Origin of the sequence: Rhizobium sp. BR 315 (assembly GCF_050577975.1) — a bacterium.
In the GTDB taxonomy this organism is placed as follows: domain Bacteria; phylum Pseudomonadota; class Alphaproteobacteria; order Rhizobiales; family Rhizobiaceae; genus Rhizobium; species Rhizobium miluonense.
Window position 1 is genome coordinate 1 of the sequence record NZ_JARWKZ010000081.1, and the last position, 18,682, is coordinate 18,682.

General features: G+C 58.7%; 15 protein-coding genes, 1 tRNA gene and 1 pseudogene. 15 read left to right on the top strand and 2 right to left on the bottom strand.

Going from position 1 to position 18,682, the window contains the following annotated elements; all coding sequences use genetic code 11:
• Together tuf and QD409_RS33325 are read left to right on the top strand one after the other, a co-directional pair.
• Positions 1–344, top strand: a pseudogene (gene tuf / locus QD409_RS33320) (elongation factor Tu); the annotation flags it as partial.
• 320 nt (positions 345–664) lie between these two features.
• Positions 665–850: a hypothetical protein gene (locus tag QD409_RS33325; protein ID WP_430764828.1), complete on the top strand. Its 186-nt coding sequence runs from the start codon at positions 665–667 to the stop codon at positions 848–850.
• Positions 851–971: 121 nt separating this feature from the next.
• On the opposite strand, the gene QD409_RS33330 is transcribed toward QD409_RS33325, so the two are convergent.
• Positions 972–1,478, bottom strand: a complete 507-nt coding sequence (locus QD409_RS33330) for a GrpB family protein (protein WP_430764829.1) — start codon at positions 1,476–1,478, stop codon at positions 972–974.
• 449 nt (positions 1,479–1,927) lie between these two features.
• On the opposite strand from QD409_RS33330, the gene QD409_RS33335 reads away from it, so the two are divergent.
• From QD409_RS33335 to rpoC, 9 genes are all read left to right on the top strand, one after another.
• A tRNA-Trp gene (locus tag QD409_RS33335) sits at positions 1,928–2,003 on the top strand.
• A gap of 197 nt (positions 2,004–2,200) precedes the next feature.
• Entirely contained in the window at positions 2,201–2,401 is a 201-nt protein-coding gene (gene secE / locus QD409_RS33340) for a preprotein translocase subunit SecE (RefSeq protein WP_092856366.1), read from the top strand.
• Between the two features lie 18 nt (positions 2,402–2,419).
• Positions 2,420–2,950 carry a transcription termination/antitermination protein NusG gene (nusG, locus tag QD409_RS33345; RefSeq protein WP_004123460.1) on the top strand — a complete coding sequence of 177 codons (531 nt, stop codon included), beginning with the start codon at positions 2,420–2,422 and terminating at the stop codon, positions 2,948–2,950.
• A 213-nt stretch (positions 2,951–3,163) separates the two neighbouring features.
• Positions 3,164–3,595, top strand: a complete 432-nt coding sequence (rplK, locus tag QD409_RS33350) for a 50S ribosomal protein L11 (protein ID WP_092856364.1) — start codon at positions 3,164–3,166, stop codon at positions 3,593–3,595.
• Positions 3,596–3,599: 4 nt separating this feature from the next.
• Positions 3,600–4,298 carry a 50S ribosomal protein L1 gene (rplA, locus tag QD409_RS33355; RefSeq protein ID WP_092856362.1) on the top strand — a complete coding sequence of 233 codons (699 nt, stop codon included), beginning with the start codon at positions 3,600–3,602 and terminating at the stop codon, positions 4,296–4,298.
• Positions 4,299–4,628: 330 nt separating this feature from the next.
• Positions 4,629–5,147, top strand: a complete 519-nt coding sequence (rplJ, locus tag QD409_RS33360) for a 50S ribosomal protein L10 (protein WP_004123444.1) — start codon at positions 4,629–4,631, stop codon at positions 5,145–5,147.
• 58 nt (positions 5,148–5,205) lie between these two features.
• Positions 5,206–5,586, top strand: coding sequence for a 50S ribosomal protein L7/L12 (gene rplL / locus QD409_RS33365; protein WP_004123442.1), 381 nt, complete (start codon positions 5,206–5,208; stop codon positions 5,584–5,586).
• A gap of 262 nt (positions 5,587–5,848) precedes the next feature.
• A complete protein-coding gene (gene rpoB, locus QD409_RS33370) occupies positions 5,849–9,991 on the top strand; it encodes a DNA-directed RNA polymerase subunit beta (protein ID WP_430764830.1) in 4,143 nt (1,380 codons plus the stop codon).
• 189 nt (positions 9,992–10,180) lie between these two features.
• Positions 10,181–14,392 (top strand): DNA-directed RNA polymerase subunit beta', encoded by a 4,212-nt coding sequence (rpoC, locus tag QD409_RS33375; RefSeq protein ID WP_092856356.1) that lies wholly within the window; start codon positions 10,181–10,183, stop codon positions 14,390–14,392.
• A gap of 121 nt (positions 14,393–14,513) precedes the next feature.
• Here the strand turns inward: rpoC and QD409_RS33380 are convergent, their stop codons facing one another.
• A complete protein-coding gene (locus tag QD409_RS33380; RefSeq protein WP_004123433.1) occupies positions 14,514–14,807 on the bottom strand; it encodes a hypothetical protein in 294 nt (97 codons plus the stop codon).
• Between the two features lie 509 nt (positions 14,808–15,316).
• Here QD409_RS33380 and rpsL point away from each other — a divergent pair.
• The 4 genes from rpsL to QD409_RS33400 all read left to right on the top strand — a co-directional run.
• The gene (gene rpsL, locus QD409_RS33385; protein ID WP_003507760.1) at positions 15,317–15,688 is read left to right on the top strand and encodes a 30S ribosomal protein S12; all 372 of its coding nucleotides are present in this window, start codon (positions 15,317–15,319) and stop codon (positions 15,686–15,688) included.
• A 79-nt stretch (positions 15,689–15,767) separates the two neighbouring features.
• Positions 15,768–16,238: a 30S ribosomal protein S7 gene (gene rpsG / locus QD409_RS33390; protein WP_037153812.1), complete on the top strand. Its 471-nt coding sequence runs from the start codon at positions 15,768–15,770 to the stop codon at positions 16,236–16,238.
• 30 nt (positions 16,239–16,268) lie between these two features.
• Complete coding sequence (fusA, locus tag QD409_RS33395; RefSeq protein WP_092856354.1) at positions 16,269–18,368, top strand: elongation factor G; 2,100 nt, start codon at positions 16,269–16,271, stop codon at positions 18,366–18,368.
• 67 nt (positions 18,369–18,435) lie between these two features.
• Positions 18,436–18,682: GTP-binding protein (locus tag QD409_RS33400; RefSeq protein ID WP_430763062.1), on the top strand; the 247-nt coding region annotated here is incomplete at its 3' end.

The window sequence follows — 18,682 nt, forward strand, 5'->3', positions numbered from 1 at the left end:
GTGTTAACCGTGACGGCGTCGAGCGTGGTCAGATCCTGTGCAAGCCGGGCTCTGTTAAGCCGCACAAGAAGTTCATGGCCGAAGCCTACATCCTGACGAAGGAAGAAGGCGGCCGTCATACGCCGTTCTTCACGAACTACCGTCCGCAGTTCTACTTCCGCACGACTGATGTGACCGGCATCGTGACGCTTCCGGAAGGCACGGAAATGGTTATGCCGGGCGACAACGTCACGGTTGCCGTTGAGCTGATCGTTCCGATCGCGATGGAAGAAAAGCTTCGCTTCGCGATCCGCGAAGGCGGCCGTACCGTCGGCGCAGGCATCGTTGCCTCCATCGTCGAGTAATCCTCGGATTATTCCTTTATAAGAAGGCCCCGCTGGAAACAGCGGGGCCTTCTGCATTCGGAGATGGGCATGGGATCGGTCGTTCTGACCGGCGCTTCAGGCTCGGGGAAGGAGACGATCGCGGAGGCGATCGCGCGAGATCATGCGCATGAGGTGGCTGTGCATCATTTCGACAGCATCGGCATCCCAACGCTTGATGTCATGATCCGGGTCACGGTTCACCAGAGGCCTGGCAGCGGGACGCGACCGCCGAATGGTTGGCGCGTATCGCTCCGCAGCTGCGGAGGGACGAGGCAGTGCTGCTCGAAGGGCAGATGCGAATGTCATTCATCGCCGAAGCGGCTGCGGCAGCGAACATCGATGATTACAAGCTGCTTCTGATCGATTGTGACGAGGAGATCTGGGCACAGCGACTCATGATCGGAAGAAGCCAGCCGGAACTTGCGAACGCAGATATGATGAGTTGGGCCGCCTATCTGCGTAGCGAAGCCACGCGACATGGCTAAGACATTCGCGACACCAGCCGACTTTCACTCGATCAATGTGTCGCGCACGTGCTGGAACACCTGCGCAAGCGGACGCCTTGATGCCGCCCATCAATGGTCCCTGGATGGTGACTTCCATGAATTACCTGAATTCGGCTATAGCTAGGCGCAGGATACCGGCAACGAAATCGCTCTTGCGGGGAGTATATCGATCCCAATCGCCATTCGCGTCCCTGGCGAGCTTCCTCTTCAACGTCGCATAACGCTCGGCCGCTTCCGGATGGGAGCGAAGATAATCGCGAAAGAGAATACGGTCACGGTGCGCGGAATTGCCGGGCAGGCAGAGATAGAGACGTGTTCCAAAGGGCGTCTCATCCTTGGTGAATATCCACCGGTCGTCGCCATAGAGATCACCGTGGAAGACATAGCCGTCCTCTTGCAGATGTTCGGTGGCAAACAGCCTGGCGTCATTCGCGAATAGGACCGCGCCGATATCGAGCTTCGGCTTTGCGCAAAGGCCGGGAACGGATGTGCTCCCGATATGCTGGATATCGGCCGGCTGGCCGAGCAATGCCGCGATCGCTTCACATCGGCTCTGGAAGAGGGCGGGCCATGCGGGATCATAGTTCACAAGCGTAATTGCCCGCACTCCCTACCTGTCTTTGCATGATTCCCTTGATGCCAGGATATCCCTCATTCTGCGGCTAAAGAAACTTCAGGAGTTTCTTCTCTGCATTGAAAGGACCGCCTCGGGGTAGGGGGTGCGAGCTTGTGAACCAACGGCTGGTCTTCACAGCAATATGATTCGCTCCGTGGCTGGTTTCCTGTGCTGTCTGTGATCGAGGTATCCCAAACTCAAGCTGTAGAGCTCGGCTGAGGAGTGGCGGAGCTGGAAAGGCGCCTCTTCCTCGTCCTTTGCCGCAGTTTCGCCCTGCTTGAGGATTGCTTGTGCCGCGCCAGACAAACCGAAGTTGCGGGGTCGATTGGGAAAAAGCAAAAAACGCTCTTGCCAATCGTTTCGTCCCGCCTTAAAGGGAGCGCCATGTCTTCGAAATGCTTAGACGGTCCGCCGTTTGAAGCGCATACTTCGAAGGAAGAAGGGGTATAGCTCAGTTGGTAGAGCGGCGGTCTCCAAAACCGCAGGTCGTAGGTTCGAGCCCTGCTGCCCCTGCCATTTTTCCCGACCTGACTGGCGCGTCATTATCGCTGCTTCTTGAGTTTGGAATTATGCCGGTTTGGCGGCAAATTTTCGAAAACGCTGGATTGCCTCTTGTTAAATTGGGAATCGGTGTTTATGTAGGGGTTCAACAGACACGCGGTGCGTGGGGCTGATATGTTCAGCTTTACGCGCCGTAATTGCGTGGGCAGTCAATGGCATCCAAATCGAATCCACTAGCGTTTCTGCAGCAGGTGCGCTCCGAGACGTCGAAAGTTACTTGGCCGTCGCGCCGCGAGACGATGATCTCGACGGTGATGGTTCTTGTTATGGTTATTTTCGCCTCGCTGTTTTTCTTTGCTGCCGACCAGCTCATCGGCTGGATTCTCGGCTACGTGCTGAATACCGGCAACTAATATCGGGTGGAAATGAACATGGCGGCACGTTGGTACATCGTCCACGCTTATTCAAATTTCGAAAAGAAGGTGGCTGAATCCATTGAGGAGAAGGCCAGGCAGAAGGGTCTCGAACATCTGTTCGAAAAGATCCTCGTGCCCACCGAAAAGGTCGTCGAAGTTCGTCGCGGTCGCAAGGTCGATAGCGAGCGTAAGTTTTTCCCGGGTTATGTGCTGGTTCGCGCCAACCTGACGGATGAAGCTTACCACCTGATCAAGAACACGCCGAAGGTTACCGGCTTCCTTGGTTCCGACAATAAGCCCGTTCCGATTCCGGATTATGAAGCCGAGCGCATTCTCGGCCAGGTCCAGGAAGGTGTCGAGCGCCCGAAGGCTTCCGTCTCCTTCGAGATCGGCGAGCAGGTTCGCGTTTCCGACGGTCCGTTCGCCTCGTTTAACGGCACGGTTCAGGATGTGGACGAAGAGCGTTCGCGCCTGAAGGTTGAGGTGTCGATTTTCGGTCGCGCTACGCCGGTCGAGCTGGAATACAGTCAGGTCGAGAAGGTCTGATCGAAGTTTCTGAGGAGGGTTGGCCTGGCTGTCGACCTTTCTTTTGTGTTTGGATATGAGTGAGTGCTCACTTATATCCGGCGGCTCAGCCGCAATTCGCGTGGAAGGGTAGGGTCTTAGCCGGGCCCGATAATCCGAACCACGCAACCGCAGCCGCCGGAGCGATCCGGCATAGTGGGCCGGGAAGCCGGTCTTGTAGAAAGGCAGAGAGAAATGGCTAAGAAAGTTGCAGGCCAGCTCAAGCTGCAGGTAAAGGCCGGCTCGGCGAATCCGTCGCCGCCGATCGGTCCTGCGCTTGGTCAGCGTGGCATTAACATCATGGAATTCTGCAAGGCGTTCAATGCCGCCACGCAGGAAATGGAAAAGGGTATGCCGATCCCGGTCGTCATCACCTACTACCAGGACAAGTCCTTCACCTTCATCATGAAGCAGCCGCCGGTCAGCTACTTCCTGAAGAAGGAAGCGAAGATCCAGTCCGGCTCGAAGACCCCGGGCAAGGGCGCCAAGGCTGGCTCTCTTACCAAGGCTCAGGTGAAATCTATCGCCGAAGCCAAGATGAAGGATCTGAACGCCGCCGATATCGAAGGCGCAATGGCCATGATCGAGGGCTCTGCCCGCGCGATGGGCCTGGAAGTGGTGGGCTAAGACCATGGTAGCAAAGCGTATTCAGAAGATTCGTGAAGGCGTTGATCCGACCAAGCTTTATGCTCTGGATCTGGCCATCAGCATGGTCAAGGAACGTGCCGTCGCCAAGTTCGACGAAACCGTCGAAATCGCGATGAACCTCGGTGTTGACCCGCGTCACGCCGACCAGATGGTTCGCGGCGTTGTCAACCTGCCGAACGGCACCGGCCGTACGGTTCGCGTTGCTGTCTTTGCTCGCGGCGCCAAGGCTGACGAAGCCAAGGCCGCTGGTGCCGACATCGTCGGCGCGGAAGACCTGGTCGAAATCGTTCAGGGCGGCAAGATCGACTTCGATCGTTGCATTGCGACCCCGGACATGATGCCGCTCGTCGGCCGTCTCGGTAAGGTTCTCGGCCCGCGCGGCATGATGCCGAACCCGAAGGTCGGTACGGTTACGATGGACGTCAAGGGTGCTGTTGAAGCTTCCAAGGGCGGCGCTGTCGAGTTCCGCGTCGAGAAGGCTGGTATCATCCACGCCGGTATCGGCAAGGCTTCGTTCGACGCCAAGGCTCTGGAAGAGAACATCCGCGCCTTCGCCGACGCCGTCATCAAGGCAAAGCCGGCTGGCGCCAAGGGTAACTACCTCAAGCGCGTAGCGATCTCCTCGACTATGGGGCCGGGCGTCAAGATCGAGCCGTCGACCGTTACGGCGCCGAGCGCCTAATGATCTTGCCGGGCATTATGCCCGGTCTTTAAGAATTCCCGGCCTTTCGGGGCCGGGATTTCCGGAGAAATCCGGAATTCCTGTCCGAGATTGCAGGTGGTTATCCCTTAATCACTCAAGCCTGCATGAGACGGGTAAGACCCGAATTTTGAAGAAGCATCGCTTCGATGAACTCGGTTCGAGCCTTGGATGCCTTGTGCCTTGGAGCCGTCAGGCTCGAGCGCGAGGGGACAGGATCCTCAAGCGTCGCTTGGGATCTTTTTTGATCCCAGGAGGCAAAAGGCAACCCGGCAGGCCCGTTAACCCGGTCCTGTCAACTGGAGAAAAGCAGTGGAAAGAGCGGAAAAACGCGAATTCGTCACGGAACTGAACGAAGTCTTCAAGGCTTCGGGCTCGGTTGTCGTGGCCCACTATGCTGGTGCTACAGTCGCTCAGATGAACGATTTCCGTTCGAAGATGCGCGCTGCTGGCGGCACCGTCAAAGTCGCGAAGAACCGCCTGGCCAAAATTGCTCTTCAGGGCACGGATGCGGAAGGGATTTCCAATCTCTTCACCGGTCAGACGCTGATTGCATACAGCACTGATCCGATTACCGCTCCGAAGGTCGTAGTGGATTTCGCCAAGGGCAACGACAAGATCGTTGTTCTGGGCGGCGCCATGGGAACAACAACGCTCAACGCCGAAGGTGTAAAGTCGCTCGCGACCCTGCCTTCGCTGGACGAGCTGCGCGCGAAGCTGCTGGGCATGATCCAGACTCCGGCTACCCGCATCGCAGGTGTTGTTGCAGCGCCGGCAAGTCAGCTTGCTCGCGTGTTCTCGGCCTACGCCAAGAAGGACGAAGCCGCGTAAGGCGGTTTTTCGCTGTTTATAATCAACCAGTTCGAACCGAACAAAAGGAACTACAAAAATGGCTGATCTCGCAAAGATCGTAGACGACCTCTCCTCGCTGACCGTTCTCGAAGCTGCAGAACTGTCGAAGCTTCTTGAAGAAAAGTGGGGCGTTTCCGCCGCTGCTCCGGTAGCTGTTGCTGCCGTTGCTGGTGGTGCTGGCGCTGCTGCTGCCGTTGAAGAAGAAAAGACCGAGTTCGACGTCATCCTCGCTGATGCCGGCGCGAACAAGATCAACGTCATCAAGGAAGTCCGCGCCATCACCGGCCTGGGCCTCAAGGAAGCCAAGGACCTCGTTGAAGCCGCTCCGAAGGCTGTCAAGGAAGCTGTTTCCAAGGCTGAAGCTGCTGACATCAAGAAGAAGCTCGAAGACGCCGGCGCTAAGGTCGACGTTAAGTAAGCTTGAAACTGCTTTGGGAGGTGGCTTTTCGCCATCTCCCATTCGCCGTTTTTCTGAACGAATTACCCAAAAGCCGCGGGAAAAACGGCTTTTGGGTAATGGGTTCTTCAAGAGGATGGTCTCAAACCGAACCGCGACGCAATCCGGCCGAGCGGTTTTCGGTTAGATAGACGAGATTGAACTACTCATTGATTGATGGGGTCGCCTGGCCAGCGATTCCCATCCGTTGCAGGCCCGGGTGCAGGATTTTAAAGGAGCGACGATGGCTCAGACCCTTTCGTTCAACGGTCGCAGGCGCGTACGCAAGTTTTTTGGTAAGATTCCCGAAGTCGCAGAGATGCCGAACCTCATCGAGGTTCAGAAGGCATCCTACGATCAGTTTCTCATGGTCGAAGAACCCAAGGGCGGCCGCCCGGACGAAGGTCTTCAGACCGTCTTCAAGTCGGTTTTCCCGATCACCGATTTTTCCGGCGCTTCCATGCTGGAATTTGTTTCCTATGAATTCGAGCCGCCGAAGTTCGACGTCGACGAGTGCCGCCAGCGCGACCTGACCTATGCAGCGCCGCTGAAGGTGACCCTCCGTCTGATCGTGTTCGATATCGACGAGGATACCGGCGCGAAGTCCATCAAGGACATCAAGGAACAAAGCGTTTACATGGGCGACATGCCGCTCATGACGAACAACGGTACGTTCATCGTGAACGGCACCGAGCGCGTTATCGTGTCGCAGATGCACCGTTCGCCGGGCGTCTTCTTCGATCACGACAAGGGCAAGAGCCATTCTTCCGGCAAGCTGCTCTTTGCTGCTCGCGTCATCCCGTATCGTGGCTCCTGGCTCGATATCGAATTCGACGCCAAGGACATCGTCTACGCCCGTATCGACCGCCGCCGCAAGATTCCGGTGACGTCGCTGCTGATGGCGCTCGGCATGGATGGCGAAGAAATTCTGTCCACCTTCTACACGAAGTCGCTCTATGAGCGCTCCGGCGACGGCTGGCGCATTCCGTTCAAGGCCGAAACGCTCAAGGGCGCCAAGACCGTTTCCGACATGATCGACGCCGACACCGGCGAAGTCGTGGTCGAAGGCGGCAAGAAGCTGACCCCGCGCCTGCTGCGTCAGCTGCAGGACAAGGGCCTCAAGGCTCTGAAGGCCACGGACGAAGAGCTGTACGGCCTGTTCCTGGCGGAAGACATCGTCAACTTCCAGACCGGTGAGATCTATCTCGAAGCCGGCGACGAAATCGACGAGAAGACGCTGCCTGTCATCCTGAAGGCTGGTTTCGACGAAATCCCGGTTCTCGGCATCGACCACATCAATGTCGGCGCCTACATCCGCAACACGCTGTCTGCCGATAAGAACGAGAACCGTCAGGACGCTCTGTTCGACATCTACCGCGTCATGCGTCCGGGCGAGCCGCCGACCATGGAATCGGCCGAAGCCATGTTTAACTCGCTGTTCTTCGATGCGGAGCGTTACGACCTCTCCGCCGTCGGCCGCGTGAAGATGAACATGCGTCTCGACCTCGACGTCGAAGACACCGTTCGCATCCTGCGCAAGGACGACATCCTGGCCGTGGTCAAGATGCTTGTGGAGTTGCGCGACGGCAAGGGCGAAATCGACGACATCGACAATCTCGGCAACCGCCGCGTCCGTTCGGTCGGCGAGCTGATGGAAAACCAGTATCGTCTGGGTCTGCTGCGCATGGAGCGTGCGATCAAGGAACGTATGTCCTCGATCGAAATCGACACGGTAATGCCGCAGGATCTGATCAACGCCAAGCCGGCTGCCGCCGCCGTTCGCGAATTCTTCGGCTCTTCGCAGCTGTCGCAGTTCATGGACCAGGTGAACCCGCTTTCGGAAATCACCCACAAGCGTCGTCTTTCGGCTCTTGGCCCGGGCGGTCTCACCCGCGAGCGCGCCGGCTTCGAAGTCCGCGACGTTCATCCGACCCACTACGGTCGCATTTGCCCGATCGAAACGCCGGAAGGTCCGAACATCGGCCTCATCAACTCGCTGGCGACCTTTGCCCGCGTCAACAAGTACGGCTTCATCGAAAGCCCTTATCGCCGCATCATCGACGGTAAGGTGACCAACGACGTGCTCTACCTCTCCGCTATGGAAGAGGCGAAGTACTACGTTGCTCAGGCCAATGCCGAGCTCGACACCGACGGCTCCTTCATCGAGGAATTCGTCGTTTGCCGTCATGCCGGCGAAGTCATGCTCGCTCCGCGCGACAACATCAACCTGATGGACGTCTCGCCGAAGCAGCTGGTTTCGGTCGCTGCCGCTCTGATCCCGTTCCTGGAAAACGACGACGCCAACCGCGCTCTCATGGGCTCGAACATGCAGCGTCAGGCCGTGCCGCTTCTGCGTGCCGAAGCTCCGTTCGTCGGTACCGGCATGGAGCCGGTCGTCGCGCGCGACTCCGGTGCTGCTATCGGCGCCCGCCGCGGCGGCGTGGTCGATCAGGTCGATGCGACGCGTATCGTTATCCGCGCCACCGAGGACCTCGATCCGTCGAAGTCCGGCGTCGATATCTACCGCCTGATGAAGTTCCAGCGTTCGAACCAGAACACCTGCGTCAACCAGCGTCCGCTGGTCACCGTCGGTGACGTGGTCAACCGGGGCGACATCCTGGCAGACGGTCCTTCGACCGACCTCGGCGATCTGGCGCTCGGCCGCAACGTGCTCGTCGCGTTCATGCCGTGGAACGGCTACAACTACGAAGACTCGATCCTGCTTTCCGAGCGTATCGTTGCCGACGACGTGTTCACCTCCATTCACATCGAGGAATTCGAAGTGATGGCGCGCGACACCAAGCTCGGTCCGGAAGAAATCACCCGCGATATTCCGAACGTTTCGGAAGAGGCGCTGAAGAACCTGGACGAAGCCGGCATCGTTTACATCGGCGCCGAAGTTCAGCCGGGCGATATCCTCGTCGGCAAGATCACGCCGAAGGGCGAAAGCCCGATGACGCCGGAAGAAAAGCTTCTGCGCGCCATCTTCGGTGAAAAGGCGTCCGACGTTCGCGACACCTCCATGCGCATGCCGCCCGGCACCTACGGTACGGTCGTCGAAGTTCGCGTCTTCAACCGCCACGGCGTTGAGAAGGACGAACGCGCCATGGCGATCGAGCGCGAAGAGATCGAGCGTCTCGCGAAGGACCGCGACGACGAGCAGGCGATCCTCGACCGCAACGTCTACGGCCGTCTGGTCGAGATGCTGCGTGGTCAGGTTGCTCTTGCTGGTCCGAAGGGCTTCAAGAAGGGCACGGAACTGTCGAACGCTGTCGTTTCGGAGTATCCGCGTTCGCAGTGGTGGATGTTCGCTGTCGAGGACGAGAAGGTCCAGAGCGAGCTGGAAGCCCTGCGCGGCCAGTACGACGAATCCAAGTCGCGCCTCGAACAGCGCTTCATGGACAAGGTCGAGAAGGTCCAGCGCGGCGACGAAATGCCTCCGGGCGTCATGAAGATGGTCAAGGTCTTCGTCGCTGTTAAGCGCAAGATCCAGCCGGGCGACAAGATGGCAGGCCGTCACGGGAACAAGGGCGTGGTTTCGCGCATTGTTCCGGTTGAAGACATGCCGTTCCTCGAAGACGGTACGCATGTCGACATCGTGCTGAACCCGCTTGGCGTTCCCTCGCGCATGAACGTCGGTCAGATTCTCGAAACGCACCTGGGCTGGGCTTGCGCCGGCATGGGTCGTCAGATCGGCGAGCTGATCGATGCCTACAAGGCGAGCGGCAACATCGAGCCTCTGCGCAAGACGATCGATATGGTCGTCGGCGACGGTCCGAAGAGCGACGACGTTCACGAGTATGACGATGCGTCGGTTCTGCGTCTGGCTGACCAGTGGAAGCGTGGCGTGTCCATCGCGACCCCGGTCTTCGACGGCGCCGGCGAAGCGGATGTGAACGAGATGCTGGTCATGGCAGGTCTCAAGCAGACCGGTCAGTCGACGCTGTACGACGGTCGTACCGGCGAGCAGTTCGACCGCCAGGTCACGGTTGGCTACATCTACATGCTGAAGCTGAACCACCTTGTCGACGACAAGATCCACGCCCGCTCGATCGGTCCGTACTCGCTCGTCACCCAGCAGCCGCTGGGCGGTAAGGCGCAGTTTGGCGGTCAGCGCTTCGGCGAAATGGAAGTCTGGGCGCTTGAAGCTTACGGCGCAGCCTACACGCTGCAGGAAATGCTCACGGTCAAGTCGGACGACGTGGCCGGCCGTACGAAGGTCTACGAAGCCATCGTTCGTGGCGACGATACTTTCGAAGCGGGCATTCCGGAAAGCTTCAACGTTCTCGTCAAGGAAATGCGCTCGCTGGGCCTCAGCGTCGAACTGGAAAATTCCAAGGTCGACGATCTGCAGACGGCAAGCCAGCTTCCGGACGCGGCCGAGTAACAATCGATAGGGTGCGCGCTGTTCGGCAGCGCGCACCGTTCCAGCCGGCGCCCGGTTTCGGGTAGCGCCAGTCGGGACGGTTTCGCCGCATTTTGCGGTTATTGTCGTTTTAGTGCGTCAGTCCGGTTCCCGGGAATTTGCCGGTGCTGATCGCAATTCGAGGGCGTTTCGCCCCAAAAGGAGATAGGCATGAACCAAGAGGTCATGAATCTTTTCAATCCGCAGGTGCCTGCACAGAACTTCGATTCCATCCGGATATCGATTGCATCGCCGGAGAAGATTCTTTCCTGGTCTTATGGCGAGATCAAGAAGCCGGAAACGATCAACTATCGTACGTTCAAGCCGGAACGCGATGGTCTTTTCTGCGCACGGATCTTCGGACCGATAAAGGACTACGAGTGCCTGTGCGGTAAGTACAAGCGCATGAAGTACAAGGGCATCATCTGCGAAAAGTGCGGCGTCGAAGTCACGCTGTCGCGCGTTCGCCGTGAGCGCATGGGCCATATCGAGCTCGCCGCTCCCGTTGCCCACATCTGGTTCCTGAAGTCGCTGCCATCGCGCATTTCGACGCTGCTCGACATGACGCTGAAGGATGTAGAGCGCGTTCTCTACTTCGAGAACTACATCGTCACCGAGCCGGGTCTGACTGCTCTGAAGGAGCATCAGCTTCTCTCTGAAGAAGAGTACATGCTCGCCGTCGACGAGTATGGCGAAGACCAGTTCACCGCCATGATCGGCGCTGAAGCGATCTACGAGATGCTGGCCAGCATGAACCTCGAAAAGATCGCTGGCGACTTGCGCTCCGAGCTTGCCGACACCACGTCGGATCTCAAGCAGAAGAAGCTGATGAAGCGCCTGAAGATCGTCGAGAACTTCATGGAGTCCGGCAATCGTCCGGAATGGATGATCATGAAGGTCGTCCCGGTCATCCCGCCGGACCTGCGCCCGCTCGTTCCGCTTGATGGCGGCCGTTTCGCGACGTCGGACCTGAACGATCTGTACCGCCGCGTCATCAACCGTAACAACCGTCTGAAGCGCCTCATCGAACTGCGCGCTCCGGGCATCATCATCCGCAACGAAAAGCGCATGCTGCAGGAATCTGTCGATGCGCTGTTTGACAACGGCCGTCGCGGCCGCGTCATCACCGGCGCCAACAAGCGTCCGCTGAAGTCGCTGTCCGACATGCTCAAGGGTAAGCAGGGCCGCTTCCGTCAGAACCTGCTCGGCAAGCGCGTCGACTATTCCGGCCGTTCGGTCATTGTGACCGGCCCGGAACTGAAGCTGCACCAGTGCGGCCTGCCGAAGAAGATGGCGCTCGAGCTGTTCAAGCCGTTCATCTACGCCCGCCTCGACGCGAAGGGTTATTCCTCGACCGTCAAGCAAGCCAAGAAGTTGGTCGAAAAAGAAAAGCCGGAAGTTTGGGATATCCTCGACGAGGTCATCCGCGAGCATCCGGTTCTGTTGAACCGCGCACCGACGCTGCACCGCCTGGGCATCCAGGCCTTCGAACCCATGCTGGTCGAAGGCAAGGCAATCCAGCTGCACCCGCTCGTCTGCACGGCCTTCAACGCCGACTTCGACGGCGACCAGATGGCTGTTCACGTGCCGCTCTCGCTGGAAGCCCAGCTTGAAGCCCGCGTGCTGATGATGTCGACCAACAACATTCTGCACCCGGCAAACGGCGCGCCGATCATCGTTCCCTCGCAGGACATGGTTCTCGGCCTGTATTACCTGTCGATCCTGAACCAGAACGAGCCGGGCGAAGGCATGGCCTTCTCCGACCTCGGCGAGCTGCATCACGCACTCGAAAACAAGGTCGTCACGCTGCATTCGAAGATCCGCGGCCGCTTCAAGTCGGTCGACGAAGAGGGCAAGCCCTATTCGAAGATCTACGAAACCACGCCTGGCCGACTGCTCATCGGCGAACTGCTGCCGAAGCATGGCAAGGTGACCTTCGATATCTGCAACCAGGAAATGACCAAGAAGAACATCTCCAAGATGATCGACACGGTCTACCGCCATTGCGGCCAGAAGGACACGGTCATTTTCTGCGACCGCATCATGCAGCTCGGCTTCGCCCATGCCTGCCGCGCCGGCATTTCGTTCGGCAAGGACGACATGGTCATTCCGGACACCAAGGTTAAGATCGTTGGCGATACCGAAGCCCTGGTGAAGGAATACGAACAGCAGTACAACGACGGTCTGATCACTCAGGGCGAGAAGTACAACAAGGTTGTTGACGCCTGGGGCAAGGCTACGGAAAAGGTCGCCGAAGAAATGATGGCCCGCATTAAGGCCGTCGAATTCGACGAAAAGACCGGTCGCCAGAAGCCGATGAACTCGATCTACATGATGAGCCACTCTGGTGCTCGTGGTTCTCCGAACCAGATGCGTCAGCTGGGCGGCATGCGCGGCCTCATGGCCAAGCCGTCGGGCGAAATCATCGAGACGCCGATCATCTCGAACTTCAAGGAAGGCCTGACCGTTAACGAGTACTTCAACTCGACGCACGGTGCCCGTAAGGGTCTGGCAGACACCGCCTTGAAGACCGCAAACTCCGGTTACCTGACCCGCCGTCTCGTCGACGTCGCTCAGGACTGCATCGTCACGCACGTCGATTGCGGTACCGACAAGGGCCTCACCATGACCGCCATCGTCGATGCCGGTCAGGTCGTTGCTTCGCTCGGCGCCCGCATCCTCGGCCGTACGGCGCTTGATGATATCGACCATCCGGTCACGGGTGAGCGCATCGTCGATGCCGGCAAGATGATCCTCGAGCCTGATGTCATCGAGATCGAAAAGGCTGGTATCCAGTCGATCCGCATCCGTTCGGCACTGACCTGCGAAATCCAGACCGGCGTCTGCGGCGTCTGCTACGGCCGCGACCTGGCTCGCGGTACGCCTGTCAACCTCGGTGAAGCTGTCGGCGTTATCGCCGCACAGTCGATCGGTGAGCCGGGCACGCAGCTGACCATGCGTACCTTCCACTTGGGCGGCACGGCAACCGTGGTCGACCAGTCGTTCCTGGAAGCTTCCTACGAAGGTACGGTTCAGATCAAGAACCGCAACATGCTGCGCAACTCCGATGGCAACCTTGTTGCCATGGGCCGCAACATGACGGTCCAGATCCTGGACGAACGCGGCGTCGAACGCTCCTCGCAGCGCGTTGCTTACGGCTCGAAGCTGTATGTCGACGAAGGCGACAAGGTGAAGCGCGGTCAGCGTCTGGCGGAGTGGGATCCTTATACCCGTCCGATGATGACGGAAGTGGCCGGTACGGTTCACTTCGAAGACGTCGTCGACGGTCTTTCGGTTCTCGAAGCGACCGACGAGTCCACCGGCATCACCAAGCGTCAGGTTATCGACTGGCGCTCGACACCGCGCGGCTCCGATCTGAAGCCGGCGATCGTCATCAAGGACGCCAGCGGCAATGTCGCCAAGCTGTCGCGTGGTGGCGAAGCCCGCTTCCTGCTCTCGGTCGACGCGATCCTGTCGGTCGAGCCGGGCACGAAGGTGTCGCAGGGTGACGTTCTCGCTCGTTCGCCGCTGGAAAGCGCCAAGACCAAGGACATCACCGGTGGTCTGCCGCGCGTTGCCGAACTGTTCGAAGCTCGTCGTCCGAAGGACCACGCCATCATCGCAGAGATCGATGGTACGATCCGCCTCGGCCGCGACTACAAGAACAAGCGCCGCGTCATCATCGAGCCGGCGGAAGACGGTGTCGAGCCGGTCGAATACCTGATCCCGAAGGGCAAGCCCTTCCACCTTCAGGAAGGCGACTATATCGAAAAGGGTGATTACATCCTCGACGGTAACCCGGCTCCGCACGACATCCTGGCGATCAAGGGCGTGGAGGCTCTGGCTTCCTACCTGGTCAACGAAATCCAGGAAGTCTACCGCTTGCAGGGCGTTGTCATCAACGACAAGCACATCGAAGTGATTGTCCGTCAAATGCTGCAGAAGGTGGAAATCACCGATGCGGGCGACAGCCAGTACATCGTCGGCGACAACGTCGACCGTATCGAGCTGGACGATGCCAACGACGCGCTGATCGAAGTAGGCAAGAAGCCAGCTTACGGCGATCCGGTGCTGCTCGGCATCACCAAGGCCTCGCTGCAGACGCCGTCGTTCATCTCGGCCGCTTCCTTCCAGGAAACGACCAAGGTGCTCACGGAAGCTGCGATCGCCGGCAAGACCGACGGTCTGCAGGGCCTGAAGGAAAACGTCATCGTCGGCCGTCTCATCCCGGCTGGTACGGGTGGTACCATGACGCAGATCCGCCGCATCGCCACGGCTCGCGACGAACTCATCCTCGAAGAGCGTCGCAAGGGCACGGGTTCGGCCGTCGCAACGCCGATGCTGCAGGATATGGCAAGCGAGAATGTCCCGGTTGCTGAATAAGAGCTTCAGGACATAGAAAATCAAAAACCGCCCGGAGCGATCCGGGCGGTTTCTTTTTGTCTAAAGCTCAAATGTGAAAGGTGAGGGCGGTCTAGTCGCCTTGCCGCGAAGCCGCCTGCCTTCAGCGGAAGCGGATGATCGCTACTTCGCCTTCGAGAGCACCCTGATAGGCGGAGGCATGAGGTTCTTCGTCCGGGATATCCGTCAGCAGGCCGATCTGGTCGAGGTCGGCCTCGATGAAACCTTCCTCGGCGAGCGCATTGAGCGCCTCGCGCACGGCGGTGTCGTCATCCGGCGCCTTCAACATGACATGAAGATCGATGCCTTCGCCGCCATCGGTCTCATAGCCCTTGCCGATGATGATGAAGACCATGGGGCCATCGGAATTGTTGTCGTTGTCTGGCGCAGTAATCATGAGTCTTCCTTCGGGAGTGTCGAATCGACCCGGCGATTCCTTGGTTTCGCCCGGGTCATCGGATGAAATTGCCTTTCGGTGATTCCTTATAGGGATTTTGGTGAAATACCAAAGTCCATCTTGCCGAAGGGGCGGCATTTCCGTATCGAATGCGCCAAATGGCTGGTTTTCCCGGGCTTCTGGGCCTTTGTGACAAAGATAATTTCTTAACCGGCCTTGACGAACCGGCGTTAAACCAGTAGTACCGCCGCCATCGGGACCCATGTGAGGCATGGCTGTTCGGGGCGACGCGCCCTGAAGTTCACCTCAAACAAGGTTCTAAAACGCACGTTGAAGACACGAATGCTGCACGCAAGACGCCACTCTCGGTGTCCTCTGCTTTTCTGTGGTCCATCTGCGAAAGCGGATCGGGCCACGTTTTGCGCATTGAGACGATCGTGTGTCGTTGCCGGTGACGGCGATAGTCATGCCCGCAAGGGTGTCGAGATAGATTTACAAGGGATGGTTGAATGCCTACCGTAAACCAGCTGATCCGCAAGCCTCGCCAGGCGCAGGTAAAGCGTAACAAGGTTCCCGCTCTCCAGGAGAACCCGCAGAAGCGCGGCGTTTGCACCCGCGTCTACACGACCACGCCGAAGAAGCCGAACTCGGCTCTGCGTAAGGTCGCAAAGATCCGTCTGACCAACGGCTTTGAAGTCATTGGTTACATTCCCGGCGAAGGTCACAACCTTCAGGAACACTCCGTCGTCATGATCCGTGGCGGCCGCGTAAAGGACCTTCCGGGTGTCCGTTATCACATCATCCGCGGCGTTCTCGATACCCAGGGTGTCAAGAACCGCAAGCAGCGCCGTTCGAAGTACGGTGCGAAGCGTCCGAAGTAATTCGGTTTCAGATAATCCGGCGCTGCGCGAGGTTCTCCGCGTGGTGAAGCGCCGCTAACAGTTGAGAGACGAGAAGTACATGTCCAGACGTCATAAGGCAGAAAAGCGCGAGATCAACCCGGACCCGAAGTTCGGCGATCTGGTCGTCACCAAGTTCATGAATGCTATCATGCTCGACGGCAAGAAGTCCGTTGCTGAAAGCATCGTATACGGCGCATTCGACGCCGTGCAGGGCAAGGCAAAGCAGGAGCCGCTCGGCGTGTTCCACCAGGCTTTGGATAACATCGCTCCGCACGTTGAAGTTCGTTCGCGTCGCGTTGGTGGTGCTACGTACCAGGTTCCGGTTGATGTTCGTCCGGAGCGCCGTCAGGCTCTCGCCATTCGTTGGCTGATCACTGCTGCCCGTAAGCGTAACGAAACGACCATGGTCGATCGCCTCAGCGGCGAACTTCTCGATGCCTCCAACAACCGCGGCGCTGCCGTTAAGAAGCGCGAAGACACGCACAAGATGGCTGATGCCAACCGTGCGTTCTCGCATTATCGCTGGTAATCCCGAACGGTTTCGGAAAGGCAGTCCATTATGGCTCGCGAATATAAAATCGAAGACTACCGCAATTTCGGTATCATGGCGCACATCGACGCCGGCAAGACCACGACCACCGAGCGTATTCTTTACTACACCGGCAAGTCGCACAAGATCGGCGAAGTGCACGACGGCGCAGCCACCATGGACTGGATGGAGCAGGAGCAGGAGCGTGGCATCACGATCACCTCCGCTGCTACGACCACCTTCTGGAAGGGCCGCGACGGCAAGACCCGCCGCTTCAACATCATCGACACCCCCGGCCACGTCGACTTCACCATCGAAGTCGAGCGTTCGCTGCGCGTTCTCGACGGTGCTATCGCTCTGCTCGACGCCAACGCCGGCGTTGAGCCGCAGACGGAAACCGTCTGGCGTCAGGCTGAGAAGTATCATGTTCCGCGCATGATCTTCTGCAACAAGATGGATAAGACCGGCGCCGATTTCTATCGCTCGGTCGAGATGATCAAGACCCGCCTCGGCGCCACAGCCGTCGTCATGCAGCTGCCGATCGGCGCTGAAAGCGATTTCAAGGGCGTTATCGACCTGATCGAGATGAATGCTCTCATCTGGCGCGACGAATCGCTCGGCGCTCAGTGGGATGTCGTCGAAATTCCGGAAGACATGAAGGCCAAGGCTGCCGAGTACCGCGAAAAGCTGATCGAGACCGTTGTCGAGATCGACGAAGCCGCGACCGAAGCCTACCTGGAAGGCAACCTGCCTGACAACGAACAGATCCGCGCGCTCGTCCGTCGCGGCACGATCGACGTCAAGTTCCATCCGATGTTCTGCGGCACCGCCTTCAAGAACAAGGGTGTTCAGCCGCTGCTCGACGCCGTTGTCGATTACCTGCCGTCGCCGCTCGACATTCCGGCGATCAAGGGCATCGACTTCAAGACCGACGCCGAGATCGAACGTCACGCTGACGACAGCGAGCCGTTGTCCATGCTGGCATTCAAGATCATGAACGACCCCTTCGTCGGTTCGCTCACCTTCGCCCGCATCTATTCCGGCAAGCTCGAAAAGGGCGCGTCGGTCATCAACACGGTCAAGGACAAGCGCGAGCGCGTCGGCCGTATGTTGCAGATGCACTCGAACTCGCGTGAAGACATCGAAGAAGCCTTCGCTGGCGACATCGTTGCTCTGGCCGGCCTCAAGGAAACCACCACTGGCGATACGCTCTGCGATCCGCTGAAGCCGGTTATCCTCGAGCGCATGGAATTCCCCGAGCCGGTCATCCAGATCGCGATCGAGCCGAAGACCAAGGGCGACCAGGAAAAGATGGGCCTCGCGCTCAACCGCCTGGCTGCAGAAGACCCGTCCTTCCGCGTCAAGACGGACCAGGAATCGGGCCAGACCATCATCGCCGGCATGGGTGAACTTCACCTCGACATCATCGTCGACCGTATGCGCCGTGAATTCAAGGTTGAAGCAAGCGTCGGCGCGCCGCAGGTTGCTTACCGCGAAACCATCACGCGTCAGACGGAAAAGGACTACACCCACAAGAAGCAGTCGGGTGGTACCGGTCAGTTCGCTCGCGTCAAGATCGTGTTCGAACCGAACCCGGATGGCGACGACTTCAAGTTCGAGTCCAAGATCGTTGGCGGTTCCGTTCCGAAGGAATACATCCCGGGCGTCCAGAAGGGTATCGAAAGCGTTCTGTCTTCGGGCCCGCTGGCTGGCTTCCCGATGCTCGGCGTCAAGGCGACGCTCATCGACGGTGCCTTCCACGACGTCGACTCGTCGGTTCTGGCCTTCGAAATCGCTTCCCGCGCTTGCTTCCGTGAAGCAGCCCGCGAAGCCGGTGCTCAGCTCCTCGAGCCGATGATGAAGGTCGAAGTCGTAACGCCGGAAGATTACGTCGGCGACGTCATCGGCGACCTGAACTCGCGTCGTGGTCAGATCCAGGGCCAGGAAAGCCGCGGTATCGCCGTTGTCATCAACGCGAACGTCCCGCTGGCAAACATGTTCAAGTACGTCGACAACCTGCGCTCGATGTCTCAGGGGCGTGCTCAGTACACGATGACCTTCGATCATTACGCGCCGGTTCCGTCGAACGTCGCACAGGAAATCCAGGCAAAGTATTCCGGTCAGAAGTGACCGGAATACCAATTGACCGATAACAAGAATTGATCCCTTCGGGGACAGGAAAAATGGAGAGCCGAAAATGGCAAAGAGTAAGTTTGAGCGCAATAAGCCGCACGTCAACATTGGTACGATTGGGCACGTTGACCACGGCAAGACGTCATTGACGGCAGCGATCACGAAGTACTTCGGCGAGTTCAAGGCGTACGACCAGATCGACGCAGCACCGGAAGAGAAGGCACGTGGTATCACGATCTCGACGGCGCACGTTGAGTATGAGACGCCTGCTCGTCACTACGCTCACGTCGACTGCCCCGGCCACGCTGACT

Excerpts from the sequence above, each read along its gene's own strand:
- rpsG (WP_037153812.1), top strand. The coding sequence starts at position 15,768 with ATGTCCAGACGTCATAAGGCAGAAAAGCGCGAGATCAACCCGGACCCG.
- nusG (WP_004123460.1), top strand. The coding sequence starts at position 2,420 with ATGGCGGCACGTTGGTACATCGTCCACGCTTATTCAAATTTCGAAAAG.
- QD409_RS33325 (WP_430764828.1), top strand. The coding sequence starts at position 665 with ATGTCATTCATCGCCGAAGCGGCTGCGGCAGCGAACATCGATGATTAC.
- rpoC (WP_092856356.1), top strand. The coding sequence starts at position 10,181 with ATGAACCAAGAGGTCATGAATCTTTTCAATCCGCAGGTGCCTGCACAG.
- rpsL (WP_003507760.1), top strand. The coding sequence starts at position 15,317 with ATGCCTACCGTAAACCAGCTGATCCGCAAGCCTCGCCAGGCGCAGGTA.
- rplK (WP_092856364.1), top strand. The coding sequence starts at position 3,164 with ATGGCTAAGAAAGTTGCAGGCCAGCTCAAGCTGCAGGTAAAGGCCGGC.
- rplL (WP_004123442.1), top strand. The coding sequence starts at position 5,206 with ATGGCTGATCTCGCAAAGATCGTAGACGACCTCTCCTCGCTGACCGTT.
- fusA (WP_092856354.1), top strand. The coding sequence starts at position 16,269 with ATGGCTCGCGAATATAAAATCGAAGACTACCGCAATTTCGGTATCATG.
- rplA (WP_092856362.1), top strand. The coding sequence starts at position 3,600 with ATGGTAGCAAAGCGTATTCAGAAGATTCGTGAAGGCGTTGATCCGACC.
- QD409_RS33380 (WP_004123433.1), bottom strand. The coding sequence starts at position 14,807 with ATGATTACTGCGCCAGACAACGACAACAATTCCGATGGCCCCATGGTC.
- rpoB (WP_430764830.1), top strand. The coding sequence starts at position 5,849 with ATGGCTCAGACCCTTTCGTTCAACGGTCGCAGGCGCGTACGCAAGTTT.
- secE (WP_092856366.1), top strand. The coding sequence starts at position 2,201 with ATGGCATCCAAATCGAATCCACTAGCGTTTCTGCAGCAGGTGCGCTCC.